Origin of the sequence: Isoptericola chiayiensis (assembly GCF_013149805.1) — a bacterium.
GTDB classification, from domain to species: Bacteria; Actinomycetota; Actinomycetes; order Actinomycetales; family Cellulomonadaceae; genus Isoptericola; species Isoptericola chiayiensis.
The window spans coordinates 1-25407 of record NZ_JABEZT010000004.1 but is presented as its reverse complement, the minus strand read 5'-3'; the positions used below and the strand labels follow the sequence as shown (position 1 = coordinate 25407).

The 25407-nt window shown below is 73.1% G+C and carries 21 protein-coding genes; 19 read left to right on the top strand and 2 right to left on the bottom strand.

What is annotated here, in order from left to right; genetic code table 11:
* The first annotated feature begins 246 nt into the window (after positions 1-246).
* Genes HDG68_RS09380 through HDG68_RS09320 form a run of 13 tightly spaced genes read left to right on the top strand, consistent with a single transcriptional unit; the run spans position 247 to position 12796 of the window.
* On the top strand, positions 247-1452 hold the full coding sequence (locus tag HDG68_RS09380; RefSeq protein ID WP_172151479.1) for a substrate-binding domain-containing protein: 1206 nt from the start codon (positions 247-249) through the stop codon (positions 1450-1452).
* Positions 1453-1454: 2 nt separating this feature from the next.
* Complete coding sequence (locus HDG68_RS09375) at positions 1455-2228, top strand: ABC transporter ATP-binding protein (protein ID WP_172151477.1); 774 nt, start codon at positions 1455-1457, stop codon at positions 2226-2228.
* Positions 2225-2938 (top strand): ATP-binding cassette domain-containing protein, encoded by a 714-nt coding sequence (locus HDG68_RS09370; RefSeq protein ID WP_172151475.1) that lies wholly within the window; start codon positions 2225-2227, stop codon positions 2936-2938. The genes HDG68_RS09375 and HDG68_RS09370 overlap by 4 nt, the downstream gene beginning before the upstream one ends.
* Positions 2935-3807, top strand: coding sequence for a branched-chain amino acid ABC transporter permease (locus tag HDG68_RS09365; RefSeq protein WP_172151474.1), 873 nt, complete (start codon positions 2935-2937; stop codon positions 3805-3807). Before HDG68_RS09370 ends, HDG68_RS09365 begins: the two co-directional genes overlap by 4 nt.
* Positions 3804-4973, top strand: a complete 1170-nt coding sequence (locus tag HDG68_RS09360) for a branched-chain amino acid ABC transporter permease (protein ID WP_172151473.1) — start codon at positions 3804-3806, stop codon at positions 4971-4973. The genes HDG68_RS09365 and HDG68_RS09360 overlap by 4 nt, the downstream gene beginning before the upstream one ends.
* Entirely contained in the window at positions 4970-6502 is a 1533-nt protein-coding gene (locus HDG68_RS09355) for a class I adenylate-forming enzyme family protein (protein ID WP_172151472.1), read from the top strand. Before HDG68_RS09360 ends, HDG68_RS09355 begins: the two co-directional genes overlap by 4 nt.
* Complete coding sequence (locus HDG68_RS09350; RefSeq protein WP_172151471.1) at positions 6499-7149, top strand: TetR/AcrR family transcriptional regulator; 651 nt, start codon at positions 6499-6501, stop codon at positions 7147-7149. The genes HDG68_RS09355 and HDG68_RS09350 overlap by 4 nt, the downstream gene beginning before the upstream one ends.
* Positions 7146-7901: a 3-hydroxybutyrate dehydrogenase gene (locus HDG68_RS09345; RefSeq protein ID WP_172151470.1), complete on the top strand. Its 756-nt coding sequence runs from the start codon at positions 7146-7148 to the stop codon at positions 7899-7901. The genes HDG68_RS09350 and HDG68_RS09345 overlap by 4 nt, the downstream gene beginning before the upstream one ends.
* Complete coding sequence (locus HDG68_RS09340; RefSeq protein WP_343037511.1) at positions 7898-8875, top strand: alpha/beta fold hydrolase; 978 nt, start codon at positions 7898-7900, stop codon at positions 8873-8875. Before HDG68_RS09345 ends, HDG68_RS09340 begins: the two co-directional genes overlap by 4 nt.
* Entirely contained in the window at positions 8872-9744 is an 873-nt protein-coding gene (locus HDG68_RS09335) for a CoA transferase subunit A (protein WP_172151469.1), read from the top strand. Before HDG68_RS09340 ends, HDG68_RS09335 begins: the two co-directional genes overlap by 4 nt.
* A gap of 3 nt (positions 9745-9747) precedes the next feature.
* Positions 9748-10449 carry a 3-oxoacid CoA-transferase subunit B gene (locus tag HDG68_RS09330; RefSeq protein WP_172151468.1) on the top strand — a complete coding sequence of 234 codons (702 nt, stop codon included), beginning with the start codon at positions 9748-9750 and terminating at the stop codon, positions 10447-10449.
* Positions 10446-11579: an alpha/beta fold hydrolase gene (locus HDG68_RS09325; protein ID WP_172151467.1), complete on the top strand. Its 1134-nt coding sequence runs from the start codon at positions 10446-10448 to the stop codon at positions 11577-11579. Before HDG68_RS09330 ends, HDG68_RS09325 begins: the two co-directional genes overlap by 4 nt.
* Positions 11576-12796 carry an acetyl-CoA C-acetyltransferase gene (locus HDG68_RS09320; protein ID WP_172151465.1) on the top strand — a complete coding sequence of 407 codons (1221 nt, stop codon included), beginning with the start codon at positions 11576-11578 and terminating at the stop codon, positions 12794-12796. The genes HDG68_RS09325 and HDG68_RS09320 overlap by 4 nt, the downstream gene beginning before the upstream one ends.
* Positions 12797-13008: 212 nt before the next feature.
* On the opposite strand, the gene HDG68_RS09315 is transcribed toward HDG68_RS09320, so the two are convergent.
* Together HDG68_RS09315 and HDG68_RS09310 are read right to left on the bottom strand one after the other, a co-directional pair.
* A complete protein-coding gene (locus HDG68_RS09315) occupies positions 13009-17793 on the bottom strand; it encodes an NAD-glutamate dehydrogenase (RefSeq protein WP_172151464.1) in 4785 nt (1594 codons plus the stop codon).
* Positions 17794-17872: 79 nt separating this feature from the next.
* On the bottom strand, positions 17873-19372 hold the full coding sequence (locus tag HDG68_RS09310; protein WP_172151462.1) for a helix-turn-helix domain-containing protein: 1500 nt from the start codon (positions 19370-19372) through the stop codon (positions 17873-17875).
* Positions 19373-19575: 203 nt separating this feature from the next.
* On the opposite strand from HDG68_RS09310, the gene aceA reads away from it, so the two are divergent.
* The 6 genes from aceA to HDG68_RS09280 form a co-directional block, all read left to right on the top strand.
* Positions 19576-20898 (top strand): isocitrate lyase, encoded by a 1323-nt coding sequence (gene aceA, locus HDG68_RS09305; RefSeq protein ID WP_172151460.1) that lies wholly within the window; start codon positions 19576-19578, stop codon positions 20896-20898.
* Positions 20899-20960: 62 nt separating this feature from the next.
* Positions 20961-22697 carry a malate synthase A gene (gene aceB / locus HDG68_RS09300; RefSeq protein ID WP_172151458.1) on the top strand — a complete coding sequence of 579 codons (1737 nt, stop codon included), beginning with the start codon at positions 20961-20963 and terminating at the stop codon, positions 22695-22697.
* A 253-nt stretch (positions 22698-22950) separates the two neighbouring features.
* Positions 22951-23385: a hypothetical protein gene (locus HDG68_RS09295; RefSeq protein WP_172151456.1), complete on the top strand. Its 435-nt coding sequence runs from the start codon at positions 22951-22953 to the stop codon at positions 23383-23385.
* Between the two features lie 36 nt (positions 23386-23421).
* Positions 23422-24342: a CHAD domain-containing protein gene (locus HDG68_RS09290; RefSeq protein WP_172151454.1), complete on the top strand. Its 921-nt coding sequence runs from the start codon at positions 23422-23424 to the stop codon at positions 24340-24342.
* A 179-nt stretch (positions 24343-24521) separates the two neighbouring features.
* Positions 24522-25142, top strand: coding sequence for a DUF6318 family protein (locus HDG68_RS09285; protein WP_172151452.1), 621 nt, complete (start codon positions 24522-24524; stop codon positions 25140-25142).
* Positions 25143-25168: 26 nt separating this feature from the next.
* A partial coding sequence (locus HDG68_RS09280; RefSeq protein ID WP_172151450.1) for a hypothetical protein occupies positions 25169-25407 on the top strand: 239 nt, incomplete at its 3' end.

The window sequence follows — 25407 nt, the reverse complement described above, 5'->3', positions numbered from 1 at the left end:
CGCTCCCCCTCCACGCTGTGGGCGCACTTCTCGGCCCGTTCCGCCCGGTTCATCCCGGTGCCGGACCCCGAGAAGTGCGCCCACAGCTTTGTCTGTGCCGCGCAGGTGCGAGCCGCGCCCGTGATCGGATCGTGACCCTGCCACGGCCCAGGCCGTCTTGACATCCGGACGCCTCTCCCGACAAGATCCTCATACCTGAATCACCTGTCATGTTCGACGGGTGAGAACCCAACGAAGGGCAGAGTCATGCGGGTCACGAAGAAGTCCCTCGCACTGGCCACCACTGCCGTCACGGTGTTCGCGCTCGCGGCGTGCGCACCGGCGGACGGCGGGGTCGGCGGCACCGACGACGGCGGCGAGAGCGCCGCGGCCGACCCCGTCGAGGTCGGCATCATCTACTCCAAGACCGGACCGCTCGCCGCCTACGGCGAGGCCTACCACCAGGGCTTCGAGGCCGGCCTGGACCACGCGACCGACGGCACCGGCGAGGTCGACGGGCAGCCGATCGAGGTCACCTACCTCGACGACGCCGGTGACCCGGACAAGGCCGTCAACCACGCCAAGGACCTCATCGGCCAGGGCGTGCAGATCATGGGTGGCACGGTCTCCTCCGGCATCGCGCTCAAGCTCGCCGAGCAGGCCGAGCAGAACCAGGTGCTCTACGTCTCCGGCCCGGCCGCCGCCGACGCGATCACCGGCATCAACGACTACACGTTCCGCTCCGGCCGGCAGTCGCTGCAGGACGTCGCCACGGCCGGCACGTTCGTCGACCCGGACGGCGCGAAGGTGCTCGTCTTCGCCCAGGACAACGCGTTCGGCCAGGGCAACCTCGCCGCCGTCGACGGCGTCCTCGGCGCCCAGGGCGCCAAGGTCGACAGCATCCTCGTGCCCGAGGACGCCACCGAGTTCACGCCGTTCGCCCGCCAGGTGATCGACGCCGACCCCGACCTCGTCTTCGTCGCCTGGGCGGGCGCGTCGTCGGGCGCGATGTGGGAGGGCCTCGACCAGCAGGGCGTCCTGGACGCCACCACCGTGGTCACCGGCCTCGGCGACGCGGCCACGTTCGACGCCTACGGCGACGCCGCGGCCAAGGTCGACTTCCTCAACCACTACTTCCCCGGTGCCCCGGACAACGAGGTCAACGACGCCATGGTCGCGGCGGTCGAGGAGGCCGGCGGGACGCCCGACCTGTTCACCCCCGACGGGTTCGTCGCGGCGCAGATGATCGTGCACGCGATCGCCGAGGGCGGCGACGACGTCGACGCCATGGTCGGCGCGCTGGAGGGCTGGACGTTCGACGGGCCCAAGGGCTCGACGACGATCCGCGAGTCCGACCACGCGGTGCTGCAGCCGATGTACCAGGTCGGCCTGGTCGAGACCGACGGCTCCTGGATGCCCGAGCTCGTCGACGAGGTGCCCGCCGACGCGGTCGCGCCGCCGGAGGCCGACTGACGATGCCGCACCACCAGCCCGGCACGGACGTGCCCGCCCTCGCCACCCACGGCCTCGGCCTGCGCATCGGTGGCGCGCAGATCCTGCACGACGTGACACTCGAGGTCGCGCCGGGCGAGATGATCGGCGTCATCGGCCCCAATGGTGCCGGCAAGACGACGCTGTTCAACCTCGTCTCGGGAGTCCTGCGCCCCACGACGGGCACGGTCCGCATCGACGGCCGCGACGTCACCGGCGACCCGGTCGCCCGGCGGGCCCGTGCCGGGCTGGGCCGCACCTTCCAGACCTCCAGCGTCTTCCCCCGTCTCGACGTGCTCGAGAACGTCCGGCTCGCCGCCCAGATGCATCTCGGGCGCAGCCTGTCGGTGCTGGCGTTCCCGCACCGGCGCGACGCCGCCACCCGGCGTGCCGTCGAGCACCTCGCCGAGGTGGGCCTGGAGCACCGCCTCGGCGTCGCGGCCGGCGACCTCTCCCACGGGGACAAGCGCAAGCTCGAGATCGCCGTCCTGCTGGCCACCGACCCGAGCGTCATCCTGCTCGACGAGCCCATGGCCGGGGTGTCCTCCTCGGACGTGCCCGGGCTGAGCGAGGTCATCCGCCGCCTGCACCGCAGCGGCCGCACGGTGCTCATGGTCGAGCACCACATGGACGTCGTCCTCGGGCTCGTCGACCGGGTCGCCGTCATGCACCACGGCGAGCTGCTCGCCTACGACACCCCGGAGGCCGTGATGTCCGACCCCACCGTCCAGAGCGCCTACCTGGGAGACGTCGCGTGACCGAGCCGATCCTGCGCGTGACGAACCTGCGCGCCACCGTCGCCGGCCAGCAGGTCGTCGAGGACGTCACCTTCGACGTCCCCGCGACCGGCGTCACGGCCGTCCTCGGCCGGAACGGCGTCGGCAAGACGTCCACCCTCAAGGCGCTCCTCGGTCTCTACGCCCGCACCGGCGAGGTGACCCTCGCCGGCGAGCGCATCGACCGGCTGAGCACCGACCGCATCGTGCGCCGCGGCGTCGGCTACGTCCCCGAGGACCGCGAGGTCTTCGCGGGGCTGACGGTCGCGGAGAACCTGCGCCTGGCCGAACGCGACGCCGCCCCGCGCCGCGAGCTCGTCGCCGACCTGTTCCCCGACCTGGTCCGGCGTTCCGCGCAGCGCGCGGGCACGCTCTCCGGCGGGCAGCAGCAGATGGTCTCCCTGGCCCGGGCGCTGCTCAACGACAACCGCCTCCTCCTCGTCGACGAGCCGACCAAGGGCCTCGCGCCCAAGATCGTCGGGCAGGTCGCCACAGCGCTGGCCGAGGCGGCCGCGACCGCTCCGGTGCTCCTGGTCGAGCAGAACCTCGAGGTCATCGAACGACTCGCCACCACCGTGGTCGTCATCGACGCCGGCCGCGTGGTGCACACCGGCGACGCCGCCGAGCTGCTCGACGACCCCGACCGCATCCAGCGCCTGCTGGGCGTGCACACCTCGGAGAACGCCGCATGAGCACGATCGTCCTGCTGCTGATCACCGGGCTCGGCCTCGGTGCGCTGTACTTCCTCGTCGCCTCCGGGCTGTCGCTCATCTACGGGCTGATGGGCGTGCTGAACTTCGCCCACGGCTCGTTCCTGACCCTCGGCGCCTTTGCCGGGTGGGAGGTGGCCCGTCGGCTCGGCGCCGACAGCTGGGGAGTCTTCGGCCTCGCGCTCGTCGTGGGCGCCGCCGTCGGGGCCGCGTTCGCCGCCCTGACCGAGCTGCTGCTGGTCCGGCGCCTCTACGAACGCCACATCGAGCAGGTCCTGGTCACCGTCGGCCTCGCGCTGGCGACCGTGGCGCTGTTCGAGGGGACCTGGGGGTCGGACCCCGAGTTCATCGAGGGTCCCGCCTGGCTGCGCGGCACCACCGACGTCGCCGGCGCCCCCGTCCCCAACGACAGGTTCCTCGCGATCGGTGCGGCCGTCCTCGTCCTCATCGGCATCGTGCTGTTCCTGCGCTACACGCGCTTCGGCCTGATCATCCGGGCCGGCGTGGAGAACCGCGCCATGGTCACGGCGCTGGGCATCGACGTCCGCAAGGCGTTCACGCTGGTGTTCGCCGTCGGCGGCGCGGCCGCGGGCCTCGGCGGGGTGCTCGCCTCGCAGTACTTCGGCTACGTGTCTCCGCACCTGGGCGCCCAGCTGCTCATCTTCGCCTTCATCGTCACCGTCATCGGCGGGCTCGGGTCGCTGACCGGCGCCGCGGTCGCCGCCGTCCTCGTCGCGGTCCTGCAGCAGTTCGCCAACTACTACTGGGGCTACGGCGACCTCGTGGTCGTCCTGCTCCTGGCGCTCGTGCTGCTCGTCCGTCCCTCCGGCCTCCTCGGGAGGAGAGCATGACCACCACGCCGACCACCCAGCAGGCCTCGTCCCGGTCCGACGAGACCGCACCGCTGCCCGCCGACGACGGCGCTCGGGGCGCGGCACGACGGCGGTGGGTCCCGCTCGCGACCGGGCTCGCGCTCGTCGTCCTGCTCGCCTGCCTGCCGCTGCTCGCCATCTCCCTGCCCGGCGTGCTGCCGGGGCCCACCTACACCCCGGGCACCCTGCAGGTGCTCGCGCTGGCGCTCCTCGTCGGGGCCCTGGCCTTGAGCTACCACCTGCTGTTCGGCGTCGCCGGGCTGCTGAGCTTCGGGCACGCGCTGTACTTCGCCGTCGGGGTCTACGGACTCGCGATCGTGCTGGACCGCACGGACCTGCCGCTGCTGCCGGCCGCCTGCGTCGTGCTCGTCGGCGGCATCGCCGTCGCGCACGTCGTCGGGGCGATCTCGCTGCGGGTCACCGGGATCTCGTTCGCGATGGTCACCCTCGCGTTCGCCCAGGCGGGCAACGTGCTGGTGCGCCGCAACCCGGCCGGTGCCACCGGCGGCGAGGAAGGGCTCGCCCTGGACACCACGCACGTCCCCGACGTCCTCGTGGGCGTCGCCAACACCCGCAACCTCTACTGGCTCGCCCTCGCGGTGCTGGTCGTGGTCTACGCGATCGTGCTGTGGGTCGAGCGCTCCCGAGCCGGCCACGTGGCCGCGGCGACCCGCGAGAACGAGATGCGCGTGCGCGTCGTCGGCGGCCGTCCCTACCTGGTCAAGCTGCTCGTCTTCGTCGTCGCCGCCACGCTGGCCACCGCGGTGGGCATGGCCTACCTGCTGCTGCAGTCCGGTGCCGTCCCGCGGGTGACGTCGGCCGACTTCACGCTCACGCTCCTGGTCATGGTCGTCCTCGGCGGGGTCGGGTCCCGGTGGGGCGCCGTCGTCGGCGGCGTGCTGTACACGTTGCTCGACCAGCGGCTCGGCGCGCTGGCCGCCTCCGAGGCGATCGCCGGGCTGCCGTCCGTCCTGCGCGTGCCCCTGAGCGAACCGCTGTTCATCCTGGGAACGTTGTTCGTCCTCGTGGTGCTGTTCCTGCCCGGCGGCATCGCCGGCGCGGCGCAGCGGCTGGCCCACCGGTCCGGCCGGAACCGGGACCGGCAGCGCGAGGTCGCAAGGGACACGATCGAGGAGTCGGCATGACGGGGCTGCACACGCTGGGGCGCTGGACGCGCGACCGGGCGACCTCGACGCCGCGCCGCGTCGCCGTCGACGACCGCGGTGTGACGCTCACCTACGCCGAGCTCGACGACCGGGCCACGCAGCTCGCCGGCGCGCTGCGCGAGGCCGGCTACGGCATCGGCGACCGCATCGCCACCGTCACCGGCAACAGCGCCGACCAGGTCGTGCTGTTCTTCGCCTGCGCCCAGGCGGGACTGGTGCTCGCCCCGCTGTCGTGGCGCTCCTCCCCCCGCGAGCTCGCCGACCAGATCGACCGCGCCGACCCCGCTCTCGTGCTCGTGGAGCAGGAGTTCGCCACCCTGGCCGCGGCGGCGCTCGACCGGCTCGTCCTGCCCCCGCGCACCACCGGGCTGGGCCGCTCCGGCGTCGAGGCCGCGGTGCCGCCGCCCTCCCGGCGCCGGGACGACGGGATCGCCGAGCAGCGCGCCGTGCAGGACGACGACCCCTTGCTGCTCCTGTTCACCTCGGGCACGGCGGGCCGGTCCAAGGGCGCGGTGCTGACCCACGCCAGCTGCTTCTGGACCAACCTGGCGTTCTCGCGCACGGTGGAGATGTCGCACGACGACGTCGTCCTCAGCGTGCTGCCCCAGTTCCACGCGGGCGGGTGGAACATCCAGCCCCTGCTGGCCTGGTGGAGCGGCGCCACTGTCGTGCTCGAGCGCACCTTCGAGCCCGAGCGGGTGCTCCGGCTGATCGCCGAGCGGCACGTCACCACCATGATGGGCGTGCCCACCCAGTACCTGCTCCTGGCCGAGCACCCCGGCTTCGCCCGCACCGACCTGACCTCGCTGCGCACCGCCGTCGTCGGCGGGGCGCCGATGCCGGAGCCGCTGCTGCGCACGTGGCACCGCCGCGGCGTCGCCCTGACCCAGGGGTACGGCCTCACCGAGGCCGGGCCGAACGTGCTGTGCCTGCCCGACGACGAGGCCCGCGAGCGCCCCGGCTCGGCCGGCAAGCCGTACCCGCACGTGGACGTCGCGATCGCCGACCCGGCCACCGGCGAGCACCTGGACGGCGCCGCCACCGGCGAGCTGCTGGTGCGGGGGCCGGGCTTGTTCGCCGGGTACTTCCGCGACCCGCGGGCCACGGCGGAGGCGTTCGCGGGCGGCTGGCTGCGCACCGGGGACCTGGTCGAGCGGGACGCCGACGGCTACCACCGGATCGTGGACCGCCTCAAGGACCTCTTCATCGTCGGCGGGGAGAACGTCAGCCCGGCCGAGGTCGAGACAGTGCTGCACCGGCACCCCGGGGTCGCCGAGGCGGCCGTCGTCGGCGTGCCCGACGACCGGTGGGGCGAGGTCGGGCACGCCTTCGTCGTGCCCCGGGCCGGGTACGCCACGGACGCCGAGGAGCTGGAGGCGTACTGCCGCTCCGAGCTCGCGCACTTCAAGGTCCCGCAGCGGTTCGCGCTCGTCGACGCGCTGCCCCGCACGTCCCTGCACAAGATCCCCCGGCACGCCCTGCGTGCCCGCACCGAGGAGGCCCGATGAGCAACGCGCCGCGCACCGCCCGCGGGAACCGGACCCGCGCGAAGATCCTCGCCGCGGCCGAGCAGGTGTTCGCCGACCTGGGCTACCACGACGCCTCGATCGTGAAGATCACCGAGGCCGCCAGCGTCGCGATGGGCACCTTCTACCTGTACTTCGAGGGCAAGCACGCCGTCTTCGTCGAGCTCGTGGACGACCTGAACCAGCGGGTGCGCCACGCCATGTACGAGGCGAGCTCGCAGGCGCCGAACCGGCTGGAGGCCGAGCGAGCCGGGTTCCGCGCGTTCTTCCGGTTCACCGCCGAGCACCCGGCGCTGTACCGGGTGATCCGGCAGGCGGAGTTCGTCGCCCCGGAAGCCCTGCGCCGCCACTACCAGAACATCGTCGAGGGGTACGTCACCGGCCTGGACAAGGCGCGGGCGAACGGCGAGGTCGGCGACGTCGACCCCACCGTGGCCGCCTGGGCGCTGATGGGCATCGGCGAGATCGTCGGGATGCGCTGGGTGCTGTGGGGCGGGGCCGACGGCCCGGCCGACGGGAGCGCACCGGGCCAGGGCGACCGGCTCCCGGAGATCCCCGAGGACGTGTTCGCCCAAACCATGCAGTTCATCGAGCGGGCGCTGGCGCCCCAGGAAGGACCGTCCGCATGAGTACCGAGACGTACCTGGACGGCCGCCGTGCCGTCGTCACCGGCGGCGGCAGCGGGATCGGCGCGGCCTGCGCGGCGGCGCTGGCCGCCCGCGGGGCCCACGTCGTCGTGGCGGACCGGGACGCGGAGGCGGCGAAGCGGGTCGCGGCCGACGTCGACGGGGAGGCCTGGGTGGTCGACCTGGCCGACACCGCCGCGCTGGACGACCTGACCCTCGACGCCGACGTGCTGGTCAACAACGCCGGCATCCAGCGGGTGAGCCCGATCGAGGAGTTCGACCCGGAGGCGTTCCGTCTCATCCAGCGCATCATGCTCGAGGCGCCGTTCCTCCTGATCCGGGCGGCTCTGCCGGCGATGTACGCCCGGGGCTGGGGCCGGGTCGTCAATCTCTCCTCCGTGCACGGGCTGGTCGCCTCGCCGTTCAAGTCCGCCTACGTGGCGGCCAAGCACGGCCTGGAGGGACTGTCGAAGGTCACCGCGCTGGAGGGCGGCCCGCACGGGGTGACCAGCAACTGCGTCAACCCGGGCTACGTGCGCACGCCGCTGGTCGAGAAGCAGATCGCCGACCAGGCCCGCGTGCACGGCATCGACGAGTCCGAGGTGCTGGAGAAGGTGCTGCTGACCGAGTCGGCGATCAAGCGGCTCACCGAGCCGGCGGAGGTCGGCGAGCTGGTCGCCTGGCTCGCGGGGCCGTCCGCCCGGATGGTCACGGGGGCCTCGTGGACCGTCGACGGCGGCTGGAGCGCCAGGTGACCGCCGCACCGGACGCCGTCACGCTCCGGCACGCCGTGCCCGGGCACCACTACCGGACGCTCGACGTCCCGGTCGGCGGCGGTGCCCTGCGGGTGGGCGTGTGGGACCCGGTCGACGACGCCGGCTCCGCGCTCGTCGACGCCCCGACGGTCCTCGCGGTCCACGGCATCACCGCCTCGCACCTGGCCTGGCCGCTGCTGGCCGGGAAGCTCCCCGGGGTGCGGGTGGTGGCGCCCGACCTGCGCGGCCGGGGACGCAGCCGCGACCTGCCCGGTCCCTTCGGCATGGCCCGGCACGCCGACGACGTCGCCGCGGTGGCCCTGGCCGTGGCCGACGGCCCGGTGCCGGTGGTCGGGCACTCCATGGGTGCCTTCGTCGCCGTGGCCCTCGCCGACCGGCACCCCGAGGTCGTCGCGGGTCTGCTGCTCGTCGACGGCGGCGTGCCCCTGCCCGAGCCGCCCGGGCTCGCCCCGGACGCCACGTCCGCCGAGCGGCTGCGCGCCGTGCTCGGGCCGGCGGCCGACCGGTTGCGGCGCACGTTCCCCGACGCCGAGGCCTACCGATCCTTCTGGTCGCAGCACCCGGCGTTCACCGCGGTGTGGGGACCGGCCGTGCTGGACTACGTCGACTACGACCTGGTGGCCACGCCGGACGGGTGGCGTCCGGCGTCGAACCCGGACGCGGTCGCCAGCGACTCCCTCGACCTGCACGACGGCGGACCCGTGGGCAGCGCACTGGCGCGCCTGGAGCGGCCGACGACCCTGCTGCGGGCTCCCCGCGGGCTGCTGGACGAGCCGAGCCCGCTGTACGACCCCGCGCACGTGGCACGCTGGACCCGGCGGACCCCGGTGCTGCGGCCCCGCGACGTGCCGGACGTCAACCACTACACGATCATCATGGGCCGTGACGGCAGCGCCGCCGTCGCGGCGGAGACACGCGCCCTGCTGGGCGCCCAGGACGAGGAGGTCCGATGAGCACACCCCTTCCCCCGGCCGCGGAGCCGACCGGCCTCGACAAGGTCGTCGGCAGCGCTGCGGAGGCCGTCGCCGACATCCCGGACGGCGCGTCGCTCGCCGTCGGCGGTTTCGGCCTGTGCGGCAACCCGATCGCCCTGATCGAGGCGCTGCTGGCCCAGGGCACGAGCGACCTGTCGGTCGTGAGCAACAACTGCGGCGTCGACGACTGGGGTCTCGGCGTGCTGCTGAACGCCGGACGTCTACGCAAGATGACGTCGTCGTACGTCGGCGAGAACAAGGAGTTCGAGCGCCAGTTCCTCACCGGCGAGCTCGAGGTCGAGCTCACCCCGCAGGGCACGCTCGCCGAGAAGCTGCGCGCCGGCGGGGCGGGCATCGCCGCGTTCTACACGCGCACCGGCGTCGGCACGCAGGTGGCCGACGGCGGTCTGCCACGCCGGTACGACGGCTCCGGCGGGATCGCGGTCGGCAGCCCCGCCAAGGAGATCCGCTCCTTCCCCGTGGCGGCGGCCGACGGCGTCCACGACCAGGAGTTCGTCCTCGAGAAGGCGATCAGCACGGACTTCGCCCTGGTGCACGCCGCGAAGGGCGACCGGTTCGGGAACCTCGTCTTCCACCGCTCGGCACGCAACTTCTCCCCGCTGGCGGCGATGGCCGGCCGCGTGTGCGTGGCCCAGGTCGAGGAGCTGGTCGAACCCGGCGAGATCGATCCCGACGACGTCCACCTGCCCGGCGTGTTCGTGCACCGCATGGTCGTCGTCGGCCCCGACGTCGAGAAGCGCATCGAGCGCCGCACGGTGCGCGAGGACGCGTCCCCGGCCGGCACCGCAGGCACGACGAACGGCTCCACCGCACGGAAGGAGGGCTGAGCGATGGCGCTCACCCGCGACGAGATGGCCGCCCGCGCCGCCCGCGAGCTGCTCGACGGCTGGTACGTGAACCTCGGCATCGGCCTGCCCACGCTGGTGCCGAACTACGTGCCGGCGGACAAGCACCTGGTGCTGCAGAGCGAGAACGGCATCCTGGGCGTCGGCCCGTTCCCGACCGAGGACGAGGTCGACCCCGACCTGATCAACGCCGGCAAGCAGACGGTGACCACGCTGCCCGGCGCCGCGATCTTCGACTCGGCGACCAGCTTCGCGATGATCCGGGCCGGCAAGATCGACGCCGCGATCCTCGGGGCGATGCAGGTCTCCGCCGCCGGCGATCTCGCGAACTGGATGATCCCCGGCAAGATGATCAAGGGGCCCGGGGGCGCCATGGACCTCGTCCACGGTGCCGCGCGGCTCATCATCGTCATGGAGCACACCGCCCGGGACGGGTCGCCGAAGATCGTGCACGAGTGCTCGCTGCCGCTGACGGGCCGGGAGGTCGTGCACCGCATCATCACCGACCTCGCCGTCCTCGACGTCACCCCCGACGGCCTCGTGCTGCGCGAGCTCGCCCCCGGCGTGACCGAGGAGGAGGTCCGCGAGCGCACCGAGCCGGCGATCACCGTCGAGCTGGACGACTCCCCGCTGGCCGCGGCCCCGCACGCCGTGCGCCCGCCGGCCGCGGTCGGGGGCACCGCGTGAGCGGGCGTCCGGTACGTCGCAGCGACGTCGCCACGGCCCGCGGCACGTTCCACGTCCGTGACACCGGCCCGGGCGGTGCGGCGACCCTGCTGTGCGTGCACGGCAACTGCTCGTCGTCGGCGTTCTTCGCCCGCCTGCTCACCACGCTGCCCGACGACGTGCGCGGCGTGGCCGTGGACCTGCGCGGCTTCGGCGACAGCGAGCCGTTGCCGATCGACGCCACCCGCGGGCTGCGCGACCTCGCCGACGACGTGGCGGCGGTGCTCGCGGCGCTGGGGCTGGACTCGCCCGGTGCTCCCCCGCTGACGGCACTCGGTCACTCGGCCGGGGCCGGGGTCGTGCTGCAGGTCGCGATCGACGACGCCGCGCGGTTCGCCGCGCTGGTGCTCGAGGCGCCGATGTCCCCGTACGGGTTCGGCGGCACCCGCGACCTGGCGGGGACGCCGACCGCTCCCGACCATGCCGGGTCCGGCGGTGGGACGGCCAACCCGGACTTCGTGGCCGCGATCGCGGCGGGCGACCGGTCCCACGAGCCGGGGTCCCCCCGCGGCGTGCTGCGCGGCTTCTACGTCGCCGACCCCGCCACGATCGCCGACCAGGAGGAGGAGCTGCTGGAATCGGTGCTCAGCACCCGCACCGGGCCCGACCACTACCCGGGCGACCTGACGCCGTCGGACCACTGGCCTTCCGTGGCGCCCGGCACGCGCGGCATGAACAACGCCATCTCCCCGCGCTACCTCGACCTGTCCGGGTTCGCCGCGGTCACCCCGCAGCCCCCGGTGCTGTGGGTGCGCGGCGAAGCCGACGCGATCGTCTCGGACACCTCGGCGCTCGACCTGGCCCAGCTCGAGGCGCTGGGAGCCGTGCCGGGCTGGCCCGGCCCCCAGGCGTGCCCGCCGCAGCCCATGGTCGGCCAGACCCGGGCCGTGCTGGAGGACTACGCGGCCCGCGGCGGGGCGTACCGTGAGGTCGTGCTCTCCGGCGTCGGCCACTCGCCGCACCTGGAGAGCCCGGACGAGGTGCTCGCGCTCGTCGTGGACGCCGTGCGCGCCCCCGTCCGGACCATCGAGCCCGTGGCGGCCGCCGGCGATCCCGGCGCCGCCCTCGACGACGAGGAGCGAGCCTCATGACCAGCACGACCGACCCGCGAGGAGACGACGTGGTCGTCGTCTCCGCCGCCCGCACCCCGCAGGGACGCCTCGGCGGATCCCTCGCCTCGCTGACGGCGGTGGAGCTCGGCGCCGTGGCGGCCCGGGCCGCGCTCGAGCAGGCGGGGGCGCTCGCCGCCGACGTCGACACGGTGGTCCTCGGCCAGGTGCTCCAGGCCGGCGCCGGGCAGAACCCCGCACGGCAGACCGCAGTCGCCGCCGGGGTCGGCATGAACGTGCCCGCGGTGACCGTCAACAAGGTGTGCCTGTCCGGGCTCACCGCCGTCGTCGACGGCGCCCGGCTGCTGCGCACCGGCGAGGCGTCCGTGGTGCTCGTCGGCGGCCAGGAGTCGATGACGAACGCCCCGCACCTGCTGCCCGGCGCCCGGGCGGGCTTCCGCTACGGCGACGCGACTCTCCTCGATGCCGTCTCCCGCGACGGGCTGTCGGACGCGTTCGACGGCCAGGCGATGGGCCTGAGCACCGAGGAGCACAACACCGGGTCGGTGCACGTGACGCGCACCGAGCAGGATGAGGTGGCCGCGGCGTCCCACCAGCGGGCCGCACGGGCCGCCAAGGACGGGGTGCTCACCGCCGAGCTCGCCCCGGTGGAGGTGCCGCAGCGGCGCGGGGAGCCCGTCGTCGTCTCCTCCGACGAGGGGGTCCGCCCCGACACGACCGCCGAGAGCCTCGCGCGGCTGCGCCCCGCCTTCTCGCGGGAGGGCACGATCACGGCGGGCAACGCCTCGCAGATCTCCGACGGCGCCGCGGCGCTGGTGCTGACCACGCGCTCGCGGGCCGAGACGGCGGGCGTGCCGGTGCTGGCGACCGTGCGCTCGGCCGGTCAGGTCGCCGGGCCGGACACGTCGCTGCACTCCCAGCCGGCGAACGCGATCGCCGCGGCGCTGCGTCGCGAGGGGTGGTCGGCCGAGGACCTCGACCACGTCGAGATCAACGAGGCCTTCGCCGTCGTGTCCGCGGTGTCCACCCGGGTGCTGGGGCTCTCCCCGGACGTCGTGAACCCGCACGGCGGCGGCATCTCGCTCGGGCACCCCATCGGGGCCTCCGGCGCGCGGCTCGCGGTGCACGCCGCGCACGAGCTGGCCCGGCGTCGGGCCGACGGCGAGACCGGCGTGCGTGCCGCCGTCGCGCTGTGCGGGGGCGGCGGGCAGGGCGAGGCGCTCCTCCTGGAGGCCTGACCCGCCCTGAGCCACAGGCCCCGCCCGCTCGTCTCAGCGGCTCCCCCACCCCGCTGTGGGCGCACTTCTTGGCCCGAGAAGACCCTTTTGTCAGGGTGTGCGGCAACAAGAACTGCGCCCACAGCGCCGCCGAGCGCCTAGCGCCTAGCGCCTAGCGCTGCGCGGCGGACGGGAGCACGGCCCGTGGCCGCCGCGCGAGGACAGCCGCGGGTTCAGCGGGCCAGGGAACGCAGCTGGCGCAACGCCACCGAGAGGGTCGCGATCCCGGGCTCGTCCACCGAGTGCGCCGTGGACAGCGCGTCCATCGCGCGCCGCGCCACCGCGCCGCCGTCGTCCAACCACGCCGCGATCCGCTCGTCGGCCGTCCCTGCGTCCGTCCCGGTGAGCACCGATGCCGTCAGTGCCACCGTGGCGGCGTAGAGGTCGTCGCGCAGCGCGGCGCGTGCCATCGAGTCCCAGCGGTCGTCCTGCGGCAGCCCGGACACGCCCGTCAGCAGGTCCGGGACGCCGATGCGCGCGGACAGCGCGAAGTACGTCCGCGCGACCTGCTCGAGATCCCAGTCCTGCGCGGCCGCCAGGTCCGCGACGTCCAGCAGCGGCAGCGACCCCAGCAGCCCCGCGCCCCGCCGGGCCAGCTCGGCGCCGCAGCCGGCCTCCTCCAGCTCGGCCACCCTGGCGGTGTACTGCCGCAGCTCCTCGCCCTGGAACAGCTCGCCGAGACGCGGCACGAACGCACCCACCGGTTCCGCGAAGGACTCGATCTCGGCGCCCACGTCGATGCGGTCCGAGCGGTGCTGCACGAACCAGCGTGCCGTGCGGTCCAGCAGCCGCCGGAACTCGAGGTACAGGTCCGTCTGCACCCGGGTGTCGACGACGTTGTCGGTGGCCTCGACCGCCGTGACGAATCCCCGCAGGTCCATGATCTCGCGGGCGGCGACGAACGCCCGGGCGATCTGCTCGGTCGGGGCCCCCGTCTCGTCGCCGGCGCGGTAGGCGAACGTGATGCCGCCGCGGTTGACCATCGAGTTCACCACGGCGTTGACGATGATCTCGCGGCGCAGGGGGTGGTCGGCCATGTCCGCGGCGAACGGTTCGCTCACCTGGTCCGGGAAGTAGGCGTCCACCGTCCGCTCGAACCACGGGTCGTCGGCCAGGTCGGTGTCGGTCAGGTCCGTCTTCAGCGCCAGCTTGGCGTGGGCCATCAGCACGGCGAACTCCGGGCGGGTCAGCCCCTGGTGCTGCTCGATGCGCGCGGCGATCTCGGCACCGTCGGGCAGCGCCTCCAGGTCGCGGTCCAGATCGCCGCGGCCCTCCAGCCACTCCATGAGCCGCGCGTGCACGGGCAGCATGACCGCGGCGTTGGCCCGCGAGTTGCCGAGCAGCACGTTCTGCTCGTAGTTGTCGCGCAGCACCTGCGCCGCGACCTCCTCGGTCATCGACTCCAGCAGGTCGTTGCGCTCCTCGAGGCCGAGGCGGCCGTCGCGCACCACCGACCCCAGCAGGATCTTGATGTTGACCTCGTGGTCCGAGGTGCCCACCCCGGCGGAGTTGTCGATGGCGTCGGTGTTGATCTGGACGCCGTGCTGCGCGGCCTCGACGCGGCCCCGCTGGCTGACCCCCAGGTTGCCGCCCTCGCCGACCACCTGGGCCCGCAGCGCGGCGCCGTCGACGCGGATCGCGTCGTTCGCCCGGTCGCCGATCTCGTCGTGCGTCTCGGCGGACGCCTTGACGTACGTGCCGATCCCGCCGTTCCACAGCAGGTCGACCGGGGCCAGCAGGACGGCGCGCTTGAGCTCGTTCGGGGTCAGGCGCGAGGTGCCCTCGTCCAGCCCGAGCGCCGCCGCCATCTCCGCGCTGACCGGGATCGACTTGGCCGTCAGGGGGAAGACGCCGCCGCCCGCGGAGATCAGGTCGCGGTCGTAGTCGTCCCACGTGGACCGGCCCAGCTCGAACAGGCGGCGCCGCTCGGCGTACGACGCCGCGGCGTCCGGGTCGGGGTCGACGAACACGTGCCGGTGGTCGAACGCGGCCACGAGCCGGATGTGCTCCGAGAGCAGCATCCCGTTGCCGAAAACGTCCCCGGACATGTCGCCGATGCCCACCACCGTGAAGTCCTCGGTCTGCGTGTCGTGGCCGAGCTCGCGGAAGTGCCGCTTCACCGACTCCCACGCACCGCGGGCCGTGATGCCCATGGCCTTGTGGTCGTAGCCGTCCGACCCGCCCGAGGCGAACGCGTCGTCCAGCCAGAAGCCGTACTCGGCCGAGATCTCGTTGGCGATGTCGGAGAAGGACGCCGTGCCCTTGTCCGCGGCGACCACCAGGTACGGGTCGTCGCCGTCGTGGCGCACCACCCGCTCCGGCGGCACCACCTCGGTCCCCTCGCGGTTGTCCGTGATGTCGAGCATCCCGCGGATGAAGGTGCGGTAGGCCTCCTGCCCCTCGGCCAGCCAGGCGGCCCGGTCCGACGGGTCCGGCAGACGCTTCGCCACGAAACCACCCTTGGACCCGGTCGGCACGATGACGGCGTTCTTGACCATCTGCGCCTTGACCAGCCCCAGCACCTCCGTGCGGAAGTCCTCGCGGCGGTCGCTCCAGCGCAGTCCCCCGCGGGCGACCTTCCCGAACCGCAGGTGCACGCCCTCGACCCGCGGGGAGTAGACCCAGATCTCCGCCATCGGGTGCGGCAGCGGCAGGTCCGGCACCCGGGCGCAGTCGAGCTTCATCGACACCCACGACGGCGGCTCGCCCGCCGCGTCCCGGCGGAAGAAGTTGGTGCGCAGGGTCGCCGTGACGATGCCCAGGAACGCCCGCAGGATGCGGTCGTGGTCCAGGCTGGCGACGGCGTCGAGCGCCTCCAGCAGGGCGTCGGTCGCCGCCTGCACCTCCTGGTCCCGCGCCTCGGCGTCGACGTCGAGGTCCGGGTCGAACCGCAGCTCGAACAGCCGCACCAGGTCGGCGGCCCGCTCCGGGTGCGCGAGCAGCGCCTCGTCGATGTACTCCATCGAGAACGCAGAGCCCGCCTGACGCAGGTACCGGCCCACGGCCCGCAGCACCACCACGTCCCGCCACGACAGCCCGGCACGCAGCACCAGCGCGTTCAGCAGGTCGCTCTCGGCCGCCCCGGCCCACACCGCGCGGAAGGTCTCCTCCAGCGCGCTCGCGGCGCCGTCGTCGTCCCACAGCGCCGGGTCGGCCGCCGTCAGGCCGAAGTCCGAGATGTAGCGCGGCCTGCCGTCCGCGGGGCGGACCGTGTAGGGCCGCTCGTCGAGGACGTCGACACCCAGGTCGGTCAGCACCGGCAGCACCTGCGTGAGCCGGTGCTCGCGCAGGGACGCGAAGGTGAGCCGGCGCACGCTGCGGTCCTCGTCGCCCGGGTCGTACAGGTGCACCGCGATCGGGTGGTCGTCGGACAACGAGTCCAGCCGCGCGATGTCGCCCACCGCGGCGGCCGGGGAGATCTGCTCCTTGTACGCCTCGGGGAAGGCCGAGCCGTACCGGGCCAGCACGTCGGCGGCGTCCTCCTCGCCGTGGGCGTGGTGCAGCTCGTCGACCAGCGCCGCCGTCCACGTGCGCACCGCGTCCTCGAGACGCCCCTGCAGGTCGGCCTCGTCGATCTCCGGGATCCCCGCGTCACGCGGCACCCGCACCATGAAGTGCAGCTGGGCGAGCGGAGAGTCGTCGACCCGGGTGGTGTGCTCGACGCGCTCGGCGGCGAACGCCGTGCGCAGCAACGCCTCGATACGCAGCCGCACCGTCGTGTTGTAGCGGTCGCGCGGCAGGTACACCAGCGCCGAGACGAACCGCCCGAACTCGTCGGGACGCAGGAAGATCTTGGAACGGCGGCGCTCGCGCAGCCGGGACACCTGGCTCGCCACCTCCAGCAGGTGCTCCGGGGAGTCCTGGAAGAGCTCGTCGCGCGGGTACTGCTCCAGCACCTGCAGCAGGTCCTTGCCGGAGTGCGAGCTCGCCGAGTACCCGGACGCGCGCAGCACGCCCCGCGCCTTGTCGGCGGCGATCGGCAGCGTCAGCACCGACGACGCGTACGCCGCCGACGTGAACATCCCCAGGATGCGGCGCTCACCGGTGACGTTCCCGTCGTCGTCGAAGGTCCGCACGCCGATGTAGTCCAGGTAGACGTCGCGGTGCACGGTGGCGCGCGAGTTCGCCTTGGTGATGGTGAGCAGCCGGGGCTCGCGCGCGGTGCGCTGCGCCTCGGGGCGCAGGTGCACGACGTCGGAGGTCGCCTTGCGCAGGATGCCCAGGCCCGTGCCGGGGTCGGGGCGCAGCACGTCCTCGCCGTCGTGGTTCTCCAGGGTGTACTCGCGGTAGCCGAGGAACGTGAAGTGGTCCTCGGCGAGCCAGGTGAGGAACTCGACCGCCGGCTTGATCGCGTCGGCGTCGACCGTGGGCGGCGGCGCGACCCGCAGGTCGGTGCAGATGTCCAGGCACGCCCGCCGCATGGGCGCCCAGTCGCCGACCGAGAGGTGGACGTCCCCGACGACGTCGCGCAGCCGCTCGACCAGCTCGTCCACCTCGGCCTCGTCCGCGATCCGGTCGGTCTCGAGGTGCATCCACGACTCGGGCCGCCCGCCGTGCGCGCCGATCTCGACGAGCTCGCCGTCCGCGTCGCGGTGCACGCCCACGACGGGGTGCTGGAGCAGGTGGACGGTCCCACCGTGCCGGGCGACGGCCGCGTCCACGGAGTCGACGAGGAACGGCGCGTCGTCGGTGCAGACGTCGACGACGGTGCGCCGCGACGTCCAGCCGTCCTCGCGCAGCGTCGGGGTGAAGGCGCGCACCAGGGTCTCGCCGCGCTCGCGGCGGGCCGCGAACCGGCAGGTCGAGGCGACGGCGCCGACGACGTCGCGGGGCTCGCGCTCCGCGAGGTCCTCGGCGGACCACGCCGTCAGGAGGTGTCGGGCGCTGCGCCGGAGCTCGGTCGGGAGCTCGGAGAGCGCCTCGTGGATGTGCGGGTCCTGGGCGGCGTCGTCGGTCATGAACCTCTTCGTCCTACGTCGGCGGTCGTGGCCCTGTAGGGCCGTCTCGATGCTATCGCCGCGACGCGTCCGCGCAGGGTCAGCCGGCGTCCGGGGCGTGCCGCTCCAGGAACTCGTAGACCGCGGTGGTGTCCACACCCGGGAACGCGCCGGACGGCATGGCGGCGAGCATGGAGGCGTGGGGGCGGGCGCTGGGCAGCGCGTGGCCGTCCCAGCGGTCGGCGAGCGGGCGCGAGGGCTGGCGGCAGCACGACTCGTCCGGGCAGCGGGACGTGGACCGCGCCGTCGTCTGCCGGCCCAGGAACCACTTCACCTGCGCGTACGGCACGCCGACGCTGACGGAGAACCTCCCGTCGGGCGTGTCGGAGACCCGCGAGGTGCACCAGTACGTCCCGGTGGGGGTGTCGGTGTACTGGTAGTAGGGGCTGAGGCGGTCCTGGACGTCGAACACGACGCGGGCCGTCCACTGCTTGCACACGTGCTGGCCCTCGACGGTGCCGAGGGCGTCGGCGGGGAACCGGACGCCGTCGTTCTCGTAGGCCTTGTGGATCGCCCCCGACTCGTGGACCTTCATGAAGTGCACGCCGATGCCGAGGTGGCGGGTGGCCAGGTTGGTGAACCGGTGCGCGGCCGTCTCGTAGGAGACGGCGAACGCGTCGCGCAGGTCCTCGATGGAGATGGCCCGGGCGTCCTTGGCCTCGCGCAGGTGCTTGACGGCCTCCCGCTCGGGCAGCAGCAGCGCGGCGCACAGGTAGTTGGCCTCCACGCGCTGGCGCAGGAACTCGCCGTAGTCGCGGGGCTCGGCGTGCTCCAGCACGTGCGAGGCCAGCGCCTGCAGCAGCGCGGAGCGCGCGTCGGAGCGGCCGCGGATGCCGTTGCTGGGCAGGTAGACGCGGTGGTGGCGCTGGTCGATGACGGCGCGCGTCGAGTGCGGCAGGTCCGACTCGTAGTGGATGGAGAAGCCGAGGTGCGTCGCGATGTCGACCGCCGCGCGCTGGGGCACCGGCCCGCGGGTGTGGCCGACGTCGTCGAGCAGGGAGCGGGCCACGATCTCCAGGTCGGGGAAGTAATTGTCCTGCGCGCGCATGTCGGCGCGCAGCTCGGTGTTGGCCCGCCGTGCCTCCTCAGGGGTCAGGGCGCGCTCGGAGTGGAGCCGTTCCAGCTCGGCCTGCAGCGACACGATCGCCTCGAGGGCGTCGGTCGGCAGCGACTTGCCGACGCGCACCGGCTTCACGCCGAGCGCGGAGAAGAGCGGTCCTCTTTGCACGCGCTCCAGCTCGATCTCCAGGGCGTCGCGTCGGGACGGGGCCTCCGGGGAGAGCAGGTCGTCGACGCTGGTGCCCAGCGCCCGCGCCACGGCCTGCAGGCGGGCGATCGTGGGTTCGCGCTTGCCGTTCTCGAGCATGGAGACCTGAGACGGTGCACGTGAGATGGCGTCTCCGAGCTCTTCGAGCGTCATGCCCCGCTGCGTGCGCAGGTGTCGGATGCGTCGCCCGATCGTCAGGGCGTCGGGCTCGGCGGTGACCTGCGGCGGCGCGGGCGGGGCGACCGGCGTGCGGTGCGGCGTCGTGATGGCCATGCCCCAGCGTGACACAGACCACTCCTTCCGGGAAGGAGAAGAATCGCGAAACTTCTTCTCCCAGAACCTCGCCCCGAGGGTTGCGGAACCGGCAGAGTCGATTCCGAGGGACGACGACGGCGGTCCACCGGCCACACCACCGGGCGGACCGCCGTCGGCCCTCACCAGGCAGGCCGGCAGGCCGTACGACGAAAGGCGAGACCATGACCGCGATCCTCGACACCGCGACCCCCACCGGCACGACCCGCCCCGGCGACCAGGTCGCCACGGCGGCGGCGCTCGCCGAGCAGTGGGCCACCGACCCGCGCTGGGCCGGCGTCACCCGGGACTACTCGGCCGAGGACGTCGTCGCGCTGCGCGGGTCGGTCGCCGAGGAGCACACCCTCGCCCGCCGCGGCTCCGAGCTGCTGTGGGAGCTGCTGCACAGCGAGGACTACGTCAACGCCCTCGGCGCTCTCACCGGCAACCAGGCCGTGCAGCAGGTCAAGGCCGGCCTCAAGGCCGTCTACCTGTCCGGCTGGCAGGTGGCCGGCGACGCCAACCTCTCGGGCCAGACCTACCCCGACCAGTCGCTCTACCCCGCCAACTCGGTGCCCGCCGTCGTGCGGCGCATCAACAACGCCCTGCTGCGCGCCGACCAGATCGACGTGTCCGAGAACGGCGCCCCGACCCGCAACTGGCTCGCCCCGATCGTGGCCGACGCCGAGGCCGGGTTCGGCGGGCCGCTCAACGCCTACGAACTCATGAAGTCGATGATCGCCTCCGGCGCCTCCGGCGTGCACTGGGAGGACCAGCTCGCCTCCGAGAAGAAGTGCGGCCACCTGGGCGGCAAGGTGCTCATCCCCACCAAGCAGCACGTGCGCACCCTCAACGCCGCACGGCTCGCCGCCGACGTCTCCGACGTGCCCAGCGTCGTCATCGCCCGCACCGACGCCGAGGCCGCCACCCTGCTGACCTCCGACGTCGACGAGCGCGACCGGCCGTTCCTCACCGGTGGCCGCACCGGCGAAGGGTTCTACGAGGTCCGCAACGGCATCGAGCCCTGCATCGCCCGGGCCCACGCCTACGCCCCCTACGCCGACCTCATCTGGATGGAGACCGGCACCCCTGACCTCGACCTGGCCCGCCGGTTCGCCGAGGCCGTCAAGGCCGAGTTCCCCGACCAGATGCTGGCCTACAACTGCTCGCCGTCGTTCAACTGGAAGAAGCACCTCGACGACGACACCATCGCGAAGTTCCAGCGCGAGCTCGGCGCCATGGGCTTCAGCTTCCAGTTCATCACCCTGGCGGGCTTCCACGCCCTCAACCACTCCATGTTCGATCTGGCCCACGGTTACGCCCGTGAGCAGATGACGGCCTACGTGCAGCTGCAGGAGGCCGAGTTCGCCTCCGAGACCCGCGGCTACACCGCCACCAAGCACCAGCGCGAGGTGGGCACCGGCTACTTCGACCGCGTGTCGACGGCGCTCAACCCCGACGCCGCCACCCTGGCGCTGGCCGGCTCCACCGAGGCCGCGCAGTTCTGACTCACCCGTACCCGCCGCCGCGGGGGACTCCCCCGCGGCGGCCCTCGAAGGAGGGACCTGCCATGACCATCACCGACCTGCCCCGCTCCACCCGCTCCGCGGGTTCGCCGGCCACGCCGCCCCGCGGCATCGCGCTGTCCGACTCGCTGAACGCCGCCGAGGGAAGCATCGACGTCGTCGCACCGATGGAGCCCGGCTTCGAGGAGATCCTCACCCCCGAGGCGCTCGACTTCCTCGCCCTGCTGCACGACCACTTCGCCGACACCCGCTGCGAGCTGCTGCTGACGCGTCAGCGCCGCACCCGCGAGATCGCGGGCGGCACCGACCCGGACTTCCTGCCCACCACGCGACCCGTCCGCGACGACCCGTCCTGGCGGGTGGCCGGTGCCGACGGCGCACCGGGCCTGTCCGACCGGCGCGTCGAGATCACCGGGCCGACCGACCCCAAGATGACCGTCAACGCGCTCAACTCCGGCGCCAAGGTGTGGCTCGCCGACGCCGAGGACGCCTCCAGCCCCACGTGGGCGAACGTCGTCGGCGGCCAGCTCGCCCTGCGCTCCGCGATCCGCGGCGAGCTGACGTTCGACGGCCCCTCCCCCGACGGCGGCCGCACCCCGGGCAAGCACTACGCGCTGCGCACGACCGAGCTCACCGAGATGCCGACCATCGTGTTCCGGCCCCGCGGCTGGCACCTGTTCGAGAAGCACCTGGCCTACACCGGCACCGACGGCTCCTCGCAGCCGGCGTCCGGCTCGCTGGTCGACTTCGGGCTGTACTTCTTCCACAACGCCCGCGAGCTCATCGCCCGCGGTCGCGGTCCGTACTTCTACCTGCCGAAGCTGGAGTCCCACCGCGAGGCCCGGCTGTGGAACGAGGTCTTCGAGCTCGCCCAGCACGCCTTCGACATCCCGCAGGGCACGATCCGCGCCACCGTGCTCATCGAGACCCTGCCGGCCGCGTTCGAGATGGAGGAGATCCTCTACGAGCTGCGCGACCACTGCGCCGGGCTCAACGCCGGGCGCTGGGACTACCTGTTCAGCGTCATCAAGTGCTTCCGGAGCCGGGGCGACTCGTACGTGCTGCCCGACCGGGCGCAGGTGACCATGACGGCGCCGTTCATGCGGGCCTACACCGAGCTGCTCGTGGCCACCTGCCACCGGCGCGGGGCGCACGCCATCGGCGGCATGAGCGCCTTCATCCCCGACCGTCGCTCCCCCGAGGTGACCGAGCAGGCCTTCGCCAAGGTCCGCGCCGACAAGGACCGCGAGGCCGGGGACGGCTTCGACGGCTCCTGGGTGGCGCACCCCGATCTCATCCCGATCGCGCGCGCCGCGTTCGACGAGGTGCTGGGCGAACGGGAGAACCAGGTCGACCGGCAGCGCGACGACGTCACCGTGGGCCAGGCCGAGCTGCTCGACGTCGCCTCCGCGCGGCGCGCCGGGGCCACCGTGACCGAGGCCGGGGTGCGGACCAACATCTCCGTCGGCATCCGCTACATCGCCTCCTGGCTGCGGGGCACCGGCGCCGCGGCGCTCGACAGCCTCATGGAGGACGCGGCGACGGCGGAGATCTCCCGCTCCCAGGTGTGGCAGTGGATGCACGCCGGGACCGTGACCGACGACGGCGTCACCATCACGCGCGAGCTGTGCGAGGCGATGGTCCGCGAGTTCCTGCGGTCGACGCCGCGTGCGGCCGGCGACCGGCTCGACGACGCCGCGGCGATCTTCCGCGAGGTGGCGCTCGGCGACGAGTTCCCGCCGTTCCTCACCACGAGCGCGTACGCCCGGTACTTCGGCTGAGCTCGCTCCACCCGGTCCCGACCGCCCCCTCGGGGCCGGGTGGGCACGACGGCGGCCCGTCACCCATCGGTGGCGGGCCGCCGTCGTGTCACGGGCCTCCGGGCTACCGGATGTGGCGTCCAGGCCATGAGCCCGCGCTGACGAGCAACACCGAGCGGGAACATACGCATCCGGTCACCCCCAGGCCCTGCCAGTCACCTCCTGCCTGTGGACAACCGGGGCTGGGCCGTCGCCGTCAGCCACCGTGGTCCGCATGGACACCACCCCGACGCCGGTCCGCCCCGGTGACCACGTGTACGACGACGCCGACCGCCTCGCGCTGGCTACGACGCTCGCGGCTGCGGCACTCCCCCGCAGCCGCACGCTGTGCCTGTCGTGGATCGACGCCGACCACCGCGCCGCCGGCGTCGCCGTCCCGATCCGCGAGGTCCCCGAGTACCCCGACGTCGACGACGCCCGACGCTTCGGCATGGTGATCGCCTCGGTCACGCAGGAATCGGTCCCGGGCGGATCGGTGGTCGCGGTGCTGTGCCGGCCCGGCGACGCCACGATCTGCGACGTCGACCGTGCCTGGAATCTTGCGCTGCGCGAGCAGTCGGCGACGCACGGCTTCCGGCTGCACGGCCTCTTCGTGGCCGCCGGTGGCGGTGTGCGGCCCCTGACGATGGACGACGCGCTCACCGGATGAGCACCGTCGCCGTTGCGGCGTACCGTGGCTCGGATCATGTCTTCCGCCTCGAGCAAGACCACCGCCGGAGAGGTCCTCGCCGTCGTGGTGGCCGATCACGTCCGCCGTATCGAGCAACGCGTCCCACCGGCCCTGTCCGACGAGGACGACGCGGTGCACCGGCTGCGTACCGCCGTGCGTCGGCTTCGGACGGTGCTGGCGGTGTACCGCCCGGTCTTCGACCGGGACGAGGTCGAGGCACTGCGAGGCCGGCTCGCCGAGTTCGGAGACGTGCTGGGCGAGGTCCGCGACCTCGAGGTGCGCCGCGCGGATGTCGCGGCGGTCGGTAGTGCAGCACGCGTGCCTCTGGAGGCCCGTGACCGGCTCGTGGCCGAGCTGGACCACCAGCACGACGAGGCACACCGACGCCTGGTCGAGTGGTGCAACGGGCAGGAGTTCGCCGACCTGACCGCCGAGCTGACACGCTGGGTCAGCTCGCCGCCGCCCGGGCCCAAGGCGCACAAGTCCGCACGCAAGCAGGTGAGGCGTCGGCTGGACAAGGCCACCCGGAAGGTCCTCAAGTCTGCGGAAGCCGTCGACCTGGAGCAGATGGCTCGATCGACCGGCGACGAGCTTGACGAGCTCCTCCCCGAGGCGCACCGGCTGCGCAAGGCCGGCCGGAGGCTCTCCCAGTCGACCCGTGCGGTCACGCGCAAGCCGGCCAAGGTGCTCGGGGGCTCGCGGCGAGAGGTCGGAGCCCTCGGCAAGGCGTTGCAGTCGTCCCTGGGGGATCACCGGGATGCGATCCTGCTGGCGCGGTACGCCGCCGAGGTGGGTGCCTCGGTGGCGTCCGACGGCGGAGACCGCGCGGCGTACGACCGGCTCGCGCGGGCTGCCACGCGTCGAGGACAGGCTCACGTCGCGGAGGCCGTCGCCGCCGTCGAGGCGCTCCGCCGTTCCTCCATCGCCGCGAGGTAGGCAACCCTTCCCACGAGGTAGGCAACTTCGTCGCGAGGTAGGCAGCACTCCCGCGGGGTAGGCGACTTCGCGGCGAGGTAGCACAGCGTTGTCCACAGGGTGGGACGTGCAGTTTCGTCGGATGTGTCCCGGTCGCTAGGGTCAGGACTCGATCTGGCCGCTGATGCCCTGGAGACGCGATGACGCGCACGACCCGGCACCACCTGACCTCGACCGCGATCCTGCTCACCTCCGTACTGCTCGTCGCTGGCTGCACCGACGACGACGCCGAACCGGGAGCCACCTCGAGCGAGCTACCGTTGCCCGCCTCGGTCACCGCCTCGCCGTCCGACGAGCCGTCCCCGACGCCATCGCCGTCACCGAGCGGACCGGAGAAGCCCGAACGGCCCGCCGCCATGGACAAGAAGGACGGCGACGGGGCGGCGGCTGCTGCCGAGTACTTTCTCGCGCTCTACGACTACACGCTGAAGACCGGGGACACGAGGACGCTCGGCAAGATGTCTCATCGTGCTTGCGGATTCTGCGAAGACACGATCGAAGAGGCCGAAGCAATCCTGAACGATGGCGAGACGTATGAGGGCGGCCAGCTCACGTTCGAACTCATCAAGTCGTTCGACAGGGACGCCGTCACCGGGATCTACCCACTGGACGCTGACGTAGAGCAGGCTGCGGCCTCTATTGAGAAGGAGAACGGCGAAGTCGTGTGGGAGCAGGACCGCACCACGACGGAAGCCCGTATCGAGATGGGACTACGGGACGGGGAATGGGTTGTCGTTGAGATTGCGGGACGTCCAGAGTGAGAAGCCAAACGACGGCTATCGCCGCCATGGCACTGCTCGCTACCGCGCTCCCCACCGCATCCGCAGCTGCCACCGACGATGTCCGGGGATTCGGGAGCAAGGCGGAGGACCAGTCGATCACCGTTTCTTTGAGTGACCAGCAAGATCTGCTCGATGGCGGCAGTGACGGTGGCGAGTCGGACGTGCGCTACTACCGCGCCACGGTGCACTACTGCCTGCTCGACGACCTGGACTCCACCGTCCTGCGCGAAGCCTGCACCGACGG